This is a genomic window from Mycobacterium sp. Panama NTM2 (genome assembly GCF_054355555.1).
Genome location: NZ_CM135953.1, coordinates 703,251 through 716,077 on the forward strand (window position 1 = coordinate 703,251; position 12,827 = coordinate 716,077).

Here is a 12,827-nt window from a genome sequence, read left to right on the forward strand (position 1 = left end):
CCGTCAGACGGTATCGAACCGGAAGACCGCGCAGCGCCCGGCCAGGGCCTCGAACTCATCAGGGTTGGGGCCGGTGACCAATCCGGCGTTGCGCATGAAGCTCACCCCGGTCGGCACCAGCACGGGGAACTGCCGCAGCAGCGGACGGGCCTCCTCGGCGGACAGCTCGACCATCCGGACATGTTCGCGGGTCTTCCCCTGCGTGAGCACCGCCTCGGGGTTGGCTCGCGCATTGCGCACCCAGTCGGCCCCGGGGAATCCGCCGACGACGTAACGGCGACCGTCCACCTCGAACGGCGTGATCGGCGTCGACCGGGGTTGGCCGGACGTACGGCCCGTCACCGTCAGCACCATCGGCCCGTCTCGGATGATCCCGATCCGCGTCGCCGCCATCAGGATCTTGTTCATCGGCTTGAGCCACCACGGCGGCCGGGGATTCGCCGGCTTGGGATTCGCCATGCTTCTCGACGCTACAGCGGGATCCCCTGTGCCCACAGCGCCGCGACCAGCCCGTCGCGCCGATCCCGAGTCGGCAGCGGGTCGACGAGAGCGAACCGGCAGCCCAGGGCGCGGGCACCTCCGTCTGCCTCGTCGCTGTCGCCGACCATCAGGGCCCGCTCGGCGGGCACCCCGAGCTGCTCCAGGGCGGCCGTGAAAATCGCCGGGTCCGGCTTGGTCGCGCCCACTTCGAACGACAGGACGAAGACGTCGACGTCGTCGGCGACACCGAGCGCGTCGAAGGCCGGCCGGATGTCGAAGGCGATGTTGGACACCACCGCAGTCTTGATGCCTCGCTCCGTGAGCCCGGCCAGGACGGTCGCGGTGTCGGGGTAGGGCGTCCAGTAAGCAGGGTCGATCACCTTGGCGTACAGGGCTTCCGCGTGGTGGCGAGCCAGCCCGGATTCACGCAGGACATGCAGATACGCCTCGCGATGTAGATGCGGGGCCAGGTCCCGGTTGACCCACGCGTCGAGCGCCTCGGGGGTCATCGAGACCGTGCGCCCGGTGGGGGCGGTCAGTCGGTGCACCAGCTCGGCCTGGACATGCGCGTCCACGACCCTGTCGTCCTCGAGGGTTATGCCCTCGAACCAGCTGTCGTCTTCCTCGAGCCGGAACAGGGTGCCGGAGAAGTCGAACAGCACTGCATCCACGTCGGTCACGGAGTCGGCCACGTCGACCATCGTGCCAGGTGTGAAACCGAGGTTTTGCGGCTAACTAAGCGGTATGCGCACCCAGGAGTCGTCTCTGCAGCAGATCGTGGTCGTGGTGCCGGCCCACAACGAGATCGATCAGCTGCCCGAGTGCCTGCGCGCGCTGACCACCGCGGCGTTGTGCGTGTCCGTGCCGGTGTCGATCGTCGTCGTGCTCGATGCCTGCGATGACGGCAGCGAGACACTGGCCGGGCAGTTCGGCCCCGACGTTCACGTCGTGTCGGTCGACGCGGGCAATGTCGGTGCCGCACGTGCCGCGGGCTTCGAGTACGCACGCACACTGTGCGACGACGGGCCGACGACCTGGTACGCCACGACGGACGCCGACAGCGTCGTCAGCCCCGACTGGCTGATCAGGATGACTGCCCCCGGTGCCGACATGGTGCTCGGTGTGGTGCGGGTTCCGTTGTGGCGCAATCTTTCTGCCGCAGTGGTACGCCGTTACCTGCGTGCCTACAACGCGGACGGGCCGGGGCATTCGCACGTGCACGGCGCGAACATGGGGTTCCGCGCCTCGGCCTACTGGCAGGTCGGGGGCTTTCGGGCTCTCGCGACGGCAGAGGATGCCGACCTGGTGGAACGTTTCCTGTCGGCACGGCTGCTGGTCCACCGGGACCGGGGACTGTCGGTGGCGACGTCGGATCGTGTCGATGGTCGCGCACCGGGCGGCTTCGCCGCGCACCTGCGGGGGCTGTCCCGAAAAGCCGCCTCGTGAGTGTCGGGCTGGTCGAGCGCTGGCTGGCCGCAGGCGAACTCGACCTGCCCCTGCCCGGTCGCGGTGAGACCCGGCAGCGGTGGGGACGGTTGGCGGCGATGGCGGAGGAGGACGTGACGGCCGGCCGGTTGGCCGAGGCGCACGCCGATGCTGTCGCGATTCTCGCCGAATTGGGCGGGCCCCGTCCGGAGCCGGGACAGTGGTGGGGCGTGTGGGCGGCAGAACCTCCCGATGCGGTGGTTGTGGCCACCGGCGACGGTGACGCGTTCCGGCTCGACGGGGTGAAGGCGTGGTGCTCCGGGGCGGGGCTGTGCTCGCATGCCTTGGTGACGGCGCGGCTGCCGGGTGATCGCCGTGGGTTGTTCGCCGTCGACCTGGCTGCGCCCGGCGTGCGTCCGCTGCCGAGTACCTGGCAGGCGGCGGGGATGGCCGAGTCCGACACCCGTTCCGTGCAGTTCGACGGTGTGGCGGCAGTGTCCGTCGGTGGGCCGGGGGAGTACCTGAGCCGGCCGGGATTCTGGCAGGGTGGCGCCGGCGTGGCGGCGTGCTGGCTGGGCGGCGCACGCGCGGTGGCGCAGCCTCTCTACCGTCGGGCGGCTGCTGGCACCGCGGATCCGCATGCGCTGGCACACCTGGGCGCGGTCGACGCCGCGCTCGCCGCCGCGGACGCCACCCTGGCCGTCACCGCTGCTGCCGTCGACGCGGACCCTGCGGCGCCTGCCGAGCTGTGGGCCCGACGCGCGAGGGCTGTCGCCGAGACCGCAGTGGAGGAGGCCATCGGGCGGACCGCCCGCGCGCTCGGCCCCGCACCGCTGGCCCTCGACGGTGAGCATGCGCGACGGGTTGCCGATCTTTCGGTCTACGTGCGTCAGAGCCACGCCGAGCGCGACCTCGAACGTCTCGGTCAACTGGCAGGAGCCTCGGCGTGACGGCGGCTCAGGTCGGCAACGGCACCAGGTTCGCCGCGCAGCCCGTCCCGGACGGCGGTACTCCCACCCGCGTCTGGGTCGACGCCGAGCTGCAGTTGCCGGAACTCGACCTCACCGGGTGTCCGGAACTCGTCGTGATCGGAGCACATCCGGACGACGAGACCCTCGGTTTCGGCGCGACCGCGTCGCTCCTGGCGCGCGCCGGGGTGCGGACGCAGATCGTCTCGGCCACCGACGGCGGGGCGGCGTACCCGGAATTGTCCGTCTTGCAGCGATACCAGCTCGAGCGGACGCGGCGCGACGAATTGCGCAGGGCAGCAACGGTTTTGGGCATGTACGCGCCGATGAGTCTCGGATTGCCCGACGGGCGGGTGGCCCAGCACGAAGGGCGGCTGACCGATCTGCTGGTCGAGATCCTCGACGGGAAGCCGGCGGGGACCTGGTGCGCGGCACCGTGGCGCGGGGATGGTCACCCCGATCACGAGGCGGTCGGGCGGGCCGCGGCGGCCGCGATTGCGCAGACGGGTGCGGTGTTGGTGGAGTATCCGGTGTGGATGTGGCACTGGTCGTTTCCGGGCGACATCGCCGTCCCGTGGCAGCGGGCGCGGATGGCCCGGCTCACCGCCGAGGCGCTGGAGACCAAGCGGCAGGCCGCGCGGTGCTTCGAAAGTCAGTACGCCGCACCCACTCCCGGCGGTGATCCGGTGTTACCGCCCGAGGTGCTGCATCGGCTGCTGACGGTCGGCGAAGTGGCGTTCTGTTGAGTGCCCGACTGCCCGACGACTTCTTCGACCGCATGTACGCCGAGGCGGAGGACCCGTGGTCGCTCGGCACGCGCTGGTACGAGGAGCGCAAGTATGCGATCACGACGGCGGTGCTCCCGTATCGGCGCTACCGCCACGCATTCGAACCGGGCTGTTCGGTCGGCGTGCTCACCGAGCGGCTGCTGCACCGCTGCGACAGGATCACCGCGATCGATGTGAGCGTCGCGGCGCTGGACGCCACGCACCGACGTCTGGCCGGGGCGCGCATGATCGGCCGCGCCGATCTGCGACGCGGGTCGATCGACGCCCCATGGCCGAGCGGGCCCTTCGATCTGGTGGTGCTCTCAGAGGTGTGCTACTACCTGCAGCCGGAGACTCTGCGAACGGTGCTGGAGCGTGAGGTACCGCGGCTGCCACGCCCTGCCACGGTCGTGGCCGCGCATTGGCGGCATGCGGTCGAGGACTATCCGATGGCCGGCGACGAGGCCAACGACATCATCACGCGGGCGGCCGGCCTGCACCGTCTCGGCGGTTACCGCGACGACGACGTCGTCATCGACGTCTTCGACACCGCAGGCCCCGACTCCGTCGCGACCCGCACCAACATCCCGGGCGCCTAGTTCGGCGAGCGCGCGCGTCTGCACGCAACACGCCGCGAATTTCTGGCATTTCGCGCGCGCTCGCCGCAGCCGAGCGCACGCATCGTCACACGTTCCTGGCCGCGCCCTCCCAGAACTGCGCCCGCACCGCCTTCTTGTCCGGCTTGCCCAGCGCCGTCACCGGCACGGAGTCGACCACCACCACCTGCTTGGGCGTGTGCACCGAGCCCTTGCGATCCTTCACCGCAGCCTGGATCTCGCCGATCATCGTCGCCACGGCACCCTCGTCGGACGCGGCGTCGGGCCGCAGCACCACCACGGCTGTCACCGCTTCGCCCCACTTCTCGTCGGGTGTGCCGATCACACACACCTGCGCTACCGAAGGATGCTCTGCCACAACATCTTCCACTTCGCGCGGGAACACGTTGAAGCCGCCGGTGACGATCATGTCCTTGGTCCGGTCGACGATGTAGTAGAAGCCGTCCTCGTCCTCGCGAGCCAGGTCGCCGGTGTGCATCCACCCGTCGCGGAACGTCTCCGCCGTCGCGTCGGGCAGCTTCCAGTACCCGCCCGACAGCAGCGGCCCGGACACGCAGATCTCGCCCACCTCGCCCTGCGGCACCGGTTGCCCGTCGTCGCCGAGCAACGCCACCCGCGCGAACAACGTCGGCCGTCCGCACGAGGTCAGCCGCTTCTCGTCGTGGTCCTTCTTCGACAGATAGGTGATCACCATCGGCGCTTCGGACTGCCCGTAGTACTGGGCGAAGATCGGGCCGAACCGGCGGATCGCCTCCTTCAGGCGCACCGGATTCATCGCCGACGCACCGTAATACACGGTCTCCAACGACGACAGGTCCCGCGTGTGCGAGTCCGGATGATCCATCAGCGCGTAGATCATCGACGGCACCAGCATGGTCGCGGTGATCTTCTGCTCCTCGATCACCCGTAGCACCTCGGCCGGGTCGAACTTGGTCAGCACGATCAGTTCGCCACCCTTGACGACGACGGGCGTGAAGAACGCCGCGCCGGCATGGGAGAGCGGTGTGCACATCAGGAAGCGCGGGTTCTCCGGCCACTCCCACTCGGCCAGCTGCACCGTCGTCATCGTGGTGATCGACTGTGTCGTCCCCATGACGCCCTTGGGCTTGCCCGTGGTGCCGCCGGTATAGGTCAGGCCGCCGATGTGGTCGGGCGGCAGGTCCGCGGCCACCAGTGGCCGGGGCGGGTACTTCGCGGCCTCGGCGCTCAGGTCCACCGCGACGTCGGCCAGCTCGGACGGCACCGGGCCGATGGTCAGGATCTGCTTCAACGACGGCACCTTGTCGAGCAGCCCCAGCGCACGTTCGACGAACATCGGGTTCGGGTCGATGATCAACGACGTCACCTCGGCGTCGGACAGCACGTAGGCGTGATCGTCGAGTGAGCCGAGAGGGTGTAGTGCCGTGTGGCGGTATCCCTGGGTCTGCCCGGCGCCGATGATCATGAGCACCTCGGGCCTGTTCAGGCTCAACAACCCCACTGCGGCACCGGTGCCGGCGCCCAGCGCTTCGAACGCTTGGATGTACTGGCTGATGCGATCGGCCAGCTCACCGCCGGTGAGCGTGGTGTCGCCGAGGAACAGCACGGGCCGGTCGCGGTGCCTCTTGAGGGCGCCGACGGTGAGGTGTCCGGAGTGCACGGGGTGCCGCAGCAGATCGGTCATGCGCTCCAGACTAGAACGTGTTCCAGTTCTGACCAAGCCTCAGATCCCACGAAACGACGGTTCCGACGAGCACCGGCGTGGCACGCTGCTGCCCATGGCTGATCTGCCCGAACCCCGCTTCCTCGACGAACGCGTCGCCCACTGGGCCGCGACCCAGCCCGACGCGGAGGCGATGGACTATCTCGACCGGAACTGGACCTGGGCGCAGTGGGACGACCGCATCCGGCGGCTCGCCGGCGCGCTCACCGAGCGTGGCGTCACGCGCGGCGACGTCGTCGCGTTCCTCGACAAGAACCATCCCGCATGCGTCGAGCTGACCATCGCCGCCGCGTCTCTGGGTGCGGCCACCGCGATCATCAACTTCCGCCTCGCCGCCGACGAACTCGACTACGTGCTCAACGACTCCGACGCCAAGGTGCTCATCGCCGGCAAGGAGTTCATGGCGTCGATCGACAAGATCCGCGACAAGCTCACCAACATCGAGCACGTCATCTCCGTGACGCCCGAGGGGGACGACGAGTACGAGAAGGTCCTGGAGGCCGCGACACCGGTGCAGCGCTCCCGCGATGTCGAACCCGACGACGTCGCGATCATCATGTACTCGTCGGGCACCACCGGCCGCCCCAAGGGCGTCGAGCTCACCCAGGCCAACATCATCGCCCACACCGTCAACGCCCACGAGGGGTTCGAGTTCGACGAGGGCGACAAGAACATGGTGTCGATGCCGCTGTTCCACGTCGGCGGTTCGTCCTACGCGCAGTTCGCGATCCACGACGGGTTCCCGAGCGTGATGACCCGCGAGGTCGACGGCGCATCGCTGGCCGGCGCCATCTTCAAGGGCGCCAACCGAACCTTCCTCGTCCCGGCGGTGTTGGCCAAGGTGCTCGACTCCGGTGAGGACGCCGTGAAGCTGTTCGCCTCGCTGAAGACCTACGGCTACGGCGCGTCTCCGATGCCGCTGCCACTGCTGCGGCGGGCGCTCGAGGCCTGGCCGGACACGGATTTCATCCAGGCCTACGGCCTGACCGAACTGTGCGGGGTGGTCAGCCACCTGCTGCCCGAGGCGCACCGGGATCCCGGCCGGGAGGAACGGCTTTCCAGCGCAGGGACACTGGTGCCCAACGCCGAGGTGCGCGTGGTCGATCCCGACACGCTCGAGGACGTGCCCGCCGGTGAACAGGGCGAGTTGTGGTTCCGCTCACCGCAATTGATGAAGGGCTACCACAACAAGCCCGACGCCACCGCCGAGGCGATCACCGAGGACGGTTGGTTCCGCACCGGGGACATCGGCCGGGTCGACGACGGCGGCTTCATCTTCGTCGAGGACCGCCTCAAGGACATGATCATCTCCGGCGGCGAGAACATCTACTCGATCGAGGTCGAACGCGTGCTCGCCGAGCACGACGCCGTGGTCGAGGTCGCGGTGATCGGTGTCCCCGACGAGAAGTGGGGTGAGGTGGTCAAGGCGGTGGTGGTGGTCGAACAGGAGGTGTCCGAAAAGGACTTGATCGCGTTCGCCCGCGAGCGCCTGGCGGCTTACAAGTGCCCCAAGACCATCGACATCACCGACGAGTTACCTCGCAATCCCACCGGCAAGGTCTTGAAAAAGGAGCTACGCAAACCGCATTGGGACGGCCGGGACCGCACGACGGTCTAGCTCCCTAGATGGTGACGACGACCTCGTTGCGCCGCCGGAACGGCAGCGTCCACGGGGGATCGTAGAACCACGCGGTCGTCTCGCCTTTGGGTTCGACACCGTTGTCCCGCAGCGTCGTTCGGAGTTCCTCGCTGCGGGCGGCGACGGCTCCCGCGCTGCGATCGCCGGTGAACGACAGCACTGCGACCGTCTGCGGTGGCACGGTGACCAGCCGGACGTTCTCGTCGTCGGGCTGCGGCAGCGTTTCCATCGACCACTTCGACGGCATGAAGAACCGGACCGTCCAACCGTCCTCGGCGTTCCCGGTCTGCGAGACGGGCGCGGTCATCGCGATCTCGGTGTCGCGGTGGTTGCCGCCGAAGATGTAGCCGGCCAGCCGCCGGAAGCCGGCGTTGAGAGCCTTCTGCTTCTCGCCGGTCACCGTGGTCTCGGCAGCGATCCGCGAGCCGTACTGGCGGATCTCCACCCGATCGGTCAGCGGCCGCTTGATGTAGTGGGGTTCCTCGACGGTCCGCACGCCGACGATGGACAGCGCAGACTCACCGAGCTGGCTGGCGAACTTCAGGATCGGATTCACAACGTGCTCCTCGGCATATCGGCGATCTACCCGCGTGGTACTCGACGCAATCTTTCTTCGTCGCCGCGACGCAATCGGATAGGCGGTCACATCGTCGGAGGCGTCCATTGTGCGATGAGAGCCCGCCGATGATCGGCTTCCGCGGTGCTGAGGGGCCCGGCGAGTGAGGCAGACATCTGCTCGATGGCCTCGGCGAAGCGCCCCTCCCGGGCGAGCAACTCGGCGCGAACGGCGTGTCCGCGGTGGTCGAGATCGATGTCGGAGAGTGCCCGTAGTCCCGCCGCGGGGCCCGACATCTCGGCGATGGCGACGGCCCGTGCCACTCGGTTGGCGGGGCTCGGTGCCACCTCTGTCAGCAGGGTGTAGAGCCGAACGATCTCGGCCCAGTCGGTGTCGCGGTACGACGTGGCGCGCGCATGCTCCATCGCGATGGCAGCTTGCAGCTGGTAGGGATCGGCGATGCCGTCGGAGCGCCGCAGCGACGCTGCGAGCAGCCGGCAACCCTCGTCGATCGCCGCGCGGTCCCATCTGGCGCGGTCCTGATCGGCCAGAACCACCGGATGCCCGTCAGGGTCGGTGCGCGCGCCGCGACGGGCCTCGGTGAGTAGCAACAGTGCCAGCAGGGACATGGGCGCCCCCTCATCAGGCATCAGCTCGACCACCAGACGGGCGAGTCGCACGGCTTCCCGGCAGCCGTCGACATCGCTGAGGTGTGGACCCGATGTCGCGGTGTGCGCGCTGGTGTAGAGGGTGTACACGACCGCGCAGACTGCCGCGAGTCGTGACGGCAATTCCGCTGCTGATGGCACCTGGTACGGAATTCCGGCGCGGGCGATCTTGGCGCGCGTCCGAGTCAGTCGCTTGGCCACGGCTGCCTCGCTGGTCAGCAGCACCGACGCGATCTGGGTTGTCGACAGCCCGCACAGCGTTCGCAGCGCAAGGGTGACCTGGGCGGGCAGGCCGAGGGACGGATGTGCGCAGGTGAAGATCAGCCGCAGCATGTCATCCTCGACGATGTGCTCCAGGGGATCGTCGTCGACGTGGAGATCCACAGCGGCTCGCTCCTTGAACGTGCGCGCCGTCTCCCGGCGCAAGACGTCGATGGCTGCTCGCCGGGCAGTGACGGTCAGCCACGCCCTCGGGGAGTCGGGAACGCCTGTGACGGGCCATTGGGCCAGAGCCCGCAGCATCGCGTCCTGCACGGCATCCTCGGCCAGGTGCAGATCGCCGAGCTTCCGGACCAGCGTGGCGAGGATGCGCGCACCCTCGGCCCGGACCGTCTCGGCAAGCTGTTGATCTGCCCGGTTCACTCCCCGAATTCGATCACCGGACGGACCTCCACTGCTCCGCCCCACGCGGCGGGAATGTCCGCGGCGATTCGCAGAGCCTCGTCGAGATCGGCGGCCTCGAGGAGGTAGAAGCCGGTCAACGCTTCCTTTGTCTCGGCGTACGGGCCGTCGCTGAGCACGACCTCGCCGCCGCGAGCGCCGCGCACCCGCACCGTGGTGGCCGTCGCGGTGGGGTACAACGCGGCTCCACCGCGAATCGAGGCGCCATGGGCCGCGCCGAACTCGCCATACTCGGCCATGGTGGCCGCGTGCTCAGGCGCCGTCCAGTCGACGTCGGCGGAAAAGATGATGGCGGCGTACTGGGGCATCGTGTTCTCCTTCGTTCGGGCGGTCCCACTGTTGGGATCACATCAGTAAGACGATCGCGACGAACGGAAAAGGACATCACCGGACTTCTCGTTCTTCTGCGTACGCCTTGAGCTGCTCGAGATCCTTGATGTGGAGGCGGCGGACCCGACGCGCCATCGCTGCCTCCACCAGCTGGCGCAGGCCCGGTGGCAGTGGTGCCGTGGCGCTGAAGTCCAGGTACACCCGCGTGTGCCGGCCATCGATGTCCTCCAGGCGGAAGGTCAGCTGCGGAGTCATCTCCCGGCCACCGGGCCCCCGATTGCGTAACCGGTAGTCGACCGTCCGCTCGTCGGCGGCGTGGAGCACCTGACGACCCTGGGTGACCCCCTTGGTGTCGGTGAACACGATCGCCGATCCGGGGCTGCGCCCGTCGCCGTCGATGCGGCAGCTGTAGCCGGTGGCGTCCGGCCACGCCGACCACTTCAGCAATTCGTGTTCATCGGCGATCGCCCTCTGTACCGCGGCGACGGGGCGGGCGATGAGCACACTCTCGGTCCAGCGCATGACACCTCCAGAATGATTCGATGATCGAATGATACGTTGATCGAATCATGGTGGACAGCGGTGCGGACGTTCTGACGGCATGTCGCGACCTCTGGCGCGCCATGGAGAATTTCGACGAAGCGGCATGCCGGGCGCTGAGGATCGGGCGCAGCGATCTGCGAGCGCTCAACGCTCTGGAGGAGGGCCCGCGCAGCGCGGCGTGGCTGGCCGAACACCTCGGACTGTCGCGCGGATCGGTGACCGCGCTCGTCGATCGCCTCGAAGCGGCACGCCTGGTCGAGCGTCGCGCCGCCGAGCGTGACCGGCGCAGTGTGATGGTCGCGCTCCGGGACGCCACCTGGCGTGCGCTCGCCGACATCTACCGCCCCCTCGGACAGCGGGTCGCCGCGGCGGGCGCCGGGCTGACCGAGCGGGACCGGCGCGCGCTGGTGCAGGGGCTCGACGCGATCGCGGCGGCCTTCACCCAGGCGCAACCCGGGGATGGCCGATGATCGACGAGATGGATCTCGCCGACCTTCTCGACCGTGTGCACGTCGTCGCCCTTCCGATGCGCGTGCGATTCCGAGGCATCACCACGCGGGAGGTGGCGCTGATCGAGGGCCCCGCGGGCTGGGGCGAGTTCGGTGCGTTCGTCGAATACGGCCCCGCCGAGGCCGCGCACTGGCTGGCCGCCGCGCTCGAGGCCGCGTATCAGCCGTTGCCGTCGACGCAGCGAGACCGCATCCCGATCAATGCGACGGTGCCCGCGGTGCCTGCCGGGCAGGTCCCGGAGGTACTGGCCCGGTTCCCCGGTGCCCGCACCGCGAAGATCAAGGTCGCCGAACCCGGGCAATCGCTGGCCGACGACATCGCCCGTGTCAACGCCGTGCGCGCGCTCGTACCCACCGTTCGCGTCGACGCCAACGGCGGCTGGACCGTCGAGGACGCCGTTGCTGCCGCCGCGGCGCTGACCACCGACGGGCCGCTGGAGTACCTCGAACAGCCCTGCGCGACGGTCCCTGAGCTGGCCGAAGTGCGCCGCCGCGTCGATGTTCGGGTCGCGGCCGACGAGAGCATCCGCAAGGCCGAGGATCCGCTGCACGTCGTGCGCTCGCAGGCTGCCGACATCGCGGTGCTCAAGGTCGCCCCGCTGGGCGGGGTCCGTGCCATGCTGGCGATCGCCGCACAGATCGACATCCCGATCGTCGTGTCGAGCGCCCTGGACTCGGCGGTCGGCATCGGCGCGGGCCTCGTCGCCGCCGGCTGCCTGCCCGACCTGCCGCACGCCTGCGGGCTGGGCACCGGCAGCCTGTTCGTCGAGGACGTCGCCGCGCCCACGCCGCAGGTCGACGGGTTCCTGCCCGCCACAGCCGTGACGCCGGACCCGGCACGGCTGAGCGCCTTGGCAGCAGACCCCCAGCGCCGTCGGTGGTGGATCGAGCGCATCCGGGAGTGCTGGCCGCTCGTGTCCTGATCTGTGGGGTGCGTGGCCTGGACGCCATGACTACAGTCCCCGAGACTGAGGACCATGGCGCGGCAGGTTGTGATCCTCGGCTTCGAGGGTGTGCAGGCGCTCGACATGATCGGTCCGTTCGACGTGTTCACCGGGGCGTCGCTGTACGCCGGCAGCCTCGGGGTAGACGGCTATGACGTGCGCGTCGTCTCCGCGGGCGGCGCACCGGTCAGCACCGGCACCGGCCTGACGCTCGTGGCGAATCCGCTGCCCGATCCCGCCGCGCCGATCGACACCGTCGTGCTGCCCGGCGGTGCCGGCACCGAGGTCGCCCGCAAGGACCCCGCCGTCATCGACTGGATCGCCGCTGTCGCGCCGCACGCCCGGCGCGTCGTCAGCGTGTGCAGCGGCGCGGTGCTGGCTGCCGAGGCCGGGTTGCTGGACGGGTGCGTGGCCACCACGCATTGGGCGTTCGCACCGCAGCTGGCATCGGAGTTCCCGGCGATCACCGTCGACCCGGACCCGATCTTCGTCCGCAGCTCCGAGCGGGTGTGGACGGCCGCGGGCGTGACGGCTGGCATCGACCTCGCGTTGGCGCTCGTCGAGGACGATCTGGGCACCGACGCCGCGCAGACAGTGGCCCGTCACCTGGTGATGTACCTGCGCCGGCCGGGCGGGCAGACGCAGTTCGCGGCGCCGGTGTGGATGCCACGCGCCCGCCGCACCCCGATCCGCGACGTGCAGGAGGCCATCGAAGCCGCGCCCGGCGACGCGCACAGCATCGCCGAGTTGGCCCGGCGCGCGGCGATGAGCCCGCGGCATTTCACCCGGGTGTTCACCGACGAGGTCGGTGAGGCGCCCGGCGCCTATGTCGAGCGGGTCCGCGTCGAGGCGGCCCGCCGCCAGCTGCAGGAGACCGACGATCCCGTCACGGTGATCGCCGCGCGGTGCGGATTCGGCTCGGCCGAGACGCTGCGCCGCAACTTCGTCCGCCGTCTCGGTGTGTCCCCCGATCAGTATCGAAAGACGTTCGCCTGAAA

The 12,827-nt window shown here is 69.4% G+C and carries 15 protein-coding genes; 8 read left to right on the forward strand and 7 right to left on the reverse strand.

What is annotated here, in order from left to right; all coding sequences use genetic code 11:
- Positions 1 to 3: 3 nt before the first annotated feature.
- Together ACXYX3_RS03490 and ACXYX3_RS03495 are read right to left on the reverse strand one after the other, a co-directional pair.
- Positions 4 to 459: a nitroreductase family deazaflavin-dependent oxidoreductase gene (locus tag ACXYX3_RS03490; protein WP_458610159.1), complete on the reverse strand. Its 456-nt coding sequence runs from the start codon at positions 457 to 459 to the stop codon at positions 4 to 6.
- Between the two features lie 11 nt (positions 460 to 470).
- A complete protein-coding gene (locus tag ACXYX3_RS03495) occupies positions 471 to 1,181 on the reverse strand; it encodes an HAD family hydrolase (protein WP_458610160.1) in 711 nt (236 codons plus the stop codon).
- Positions 1,182 to 1,224: 43 nt separating this feature from the next.
- Between ACXYX3_RS03495 and ACXYX3_RS03500 the strand changes: the two genes are divergently transcribed.
- Genes ACXYX3_RS03500 through ACXYX3_RS03515 form a run of 4 tightly spaced genes read left to right on the forward strand, consistent with a single transcriptional unit; the run spans position 1,225 to position 4,239 of the window.
- Positions 1,225 to 1,926: a glycosyltransferase family 2 protein gene (locus tag ACXYX3_RS03500; RefSeq protein WP_458610161.1), complete on the forward strand. Its 702-nt coding sequence runs from the start codon at positions 1,225 to 1,227 to the stop codon at positions 1,924 to 1,926.
- Positions 1,923 to 2,855 carry an acyl-CoA dehydrogenase family protein gene (locus tag ACXYX3_RS03505; RefSeq protein ID WP_458610162.1) on the forward strand — a complete coding sequence of 311 codons (933 nt, stop codon included), beginning with the start codon at positions 1,923 to 1,925 and terminating at the stop codon, positions 2,853 to 2,855. Before ACXYX3_RS03500 ends, ACXYX3_RS03505 begins: the two co-directional genes overlap by 4 nt.
- Positions 2,852 to 3,619: a PIG-L deacetylase family protein gene (locus tag ACXYX3_RS03510; RefSeq protein WP_458610163.1), complete on the forward strand. Its 768-nt coding sequence runs from the start codon at positions 2,852 to 2,854 to the stop codon at positions 3,617 to 3,619. The genes ACXYX3_RS03505 and ACXYX3_RS03510 overlap by 4 nt, the downstream gene beginning before the upstream one ends.
- On the forward strand, positions 3,616 to 4,239 hold the full coding sequence (locus tag ACXYX3_RS03515) for an SAM-dependent methyltransferase (RefSeq protein WP_458610164.1): 624 nt from the start codon (positions 3,616 to 3,618) through the stop codon (positions 4,237 to 4,239). Before ACXYX3_RS03510 ends, ACXYX3_RS03515 begins: the two co-directional genes overlap by 4 nt.
- Positions 4,240 to 4,324: 85 nt before the next feature.
- On the opposite strand, the gene fadD8 is transcribed toward ACXYX3_RS03515, so the two are convergent.
- Positions 4,325 to 5,920, reverse strand: a complete 1,596-nt coding sequence (fadD8, locus tag ACXYX3_RS03520) for a fatty-acid--CoA ligase FadD8 (RefSeq protein ID WP_458610165.1) — start codon at positions 5,918 to 5,920, stop codon at positions 4,325 to 4,327.
- A 94-nt stretch (positions 5,921 to 6,014) separates the two neighbouring features.
- On the opposite strand from fadD8, the gene ACXYX3_RS03525 reads away from it, so the two are divergent.
- Positions 6,015 to 7,577 (forward strand): long-chain-fatty-acid--CoA ligase, encoded by a 1,563-nt coding sequence (locus ACXYX3_RS03525; protein WP_458610166.1) that lies wholly within the window; start codon positions 6,015 to 6,017, stop codon positions 7,575 to 7,577.
- Positions 7,578 to 7,581: 4 nt separating this feature from the next.
- Here the strand turns inward: ACXYX3_RS03525 and ACXYX3_RS03530 are convergent, their stop codons facing one another.
- From ACXYX3_RS03530 to ACXYX3_RS03545, 4 genes are all read right to left on the reverse strand, one after another.
- The gene (locus tag ACXYX3_RS03530; protein WP_458610167.1) at positions 7,582 to 8,154 is read right to left on the reverse strand and encodes an SOUL family heme-binding protein; all 573 of its coding nucleotides are present in this window, start codon (positions 8,152 to 8,154) and stop codon (positions 7,582 to 7,584) included.
- 86 nt (positions 8,155 to 8,240) lie between these two features.
- On the reverse strand, positions 8,241 to 9,464 hold the full coding sequence (locus tag ACXYX3_RS03535) for an RNA polymerase sigma factor (RefSeq protein ID WP_458610168.1): 1,224 nt from the start codon (positions 9,462 to 9,464) through the stop codon (positions 8,241 to 8,243).
- Entirely contained in the window at positions 9,461 to 9,742 is a 282-nt protein-coding gene (locus tag ACXYX3_RS03540; protein WP_374238372.1) for a YciI family protein, read from the reverse strand. Before ACXYX3_RS03540 ends, ACXYX3_RS03535 begins: the two co-directional genes overlap by 4 nt.
- 145 nt (positions 9,743 to 9,887) lie before the next feature.
- The gene (locus ACXYX3_RS03545; protein WP_458610169.1) at positions 9,888 to 10,355 is read right to left on the reverse strand and encodes an SRPBCC family protein; all 468 of its coding nucleotides are present in this window, start codon (positions 10,353 to 10,355) and stop codon (positions 9,888 to 9,890) included.
- A gap of 47 nt (positions 10,356 to 10,402) precedes the next feature.
- On the opposite strand from ACXYX3_RS03545, the gene ACXYX3_RS03550 reads away from it, so the two are divergent.
- From ACXYX3_RS03550 to ACXYX3_RS03560, 3 genes are read left to right on the forward strand one after another with little or no spacing between them, the layout of a single operon-like run.
- Positions 10,403 to 10,846 carry a MarR family winged helix-turn-helix transcriptional regulator gene (locus tag ACXYX3_RS03550; protein ID WP_241205227.1) on the forward strand — a complete coding sequence of 148 codons (444 nt, stop codon included), beginning with the start codon at positions 10,403 to 10,405 and terminating at the stop codon, positions 10,844 to 10,846.
- Positions 10,843 to 11,808, forward strand: a complete 966-nt coding sequence (locus ACXYX3_RS03555) for an o-succinylbenzoate synthase (protein WP_458610170.1) — start codon at positions 10,843 to 10,845, stop codon at positions 11,806 to 11,808. Before ACXYX3_RS03550 ends, ACXYX3_RS03555 begins: the two co-directional genes overlap by 4 nt.
- Positions 11,809 to 11,862: 54 nt before the next feature.
- Positions 11,863 to 12,825 carry a GlxA family transcriptional regulator gene (locus ACXYX3_RS03560; protein ID WP_458610171.1) on the forward strand — a complete coding sequence of 321 codons (963 nt, stop codon included), beginning with the start codon at positions 11,863 to 11,865 and terminating at the stop codon, positions 12,823 to 12,825.
- Positions 12,826 to 12,827: the final 2 nt, after the last annotated feature.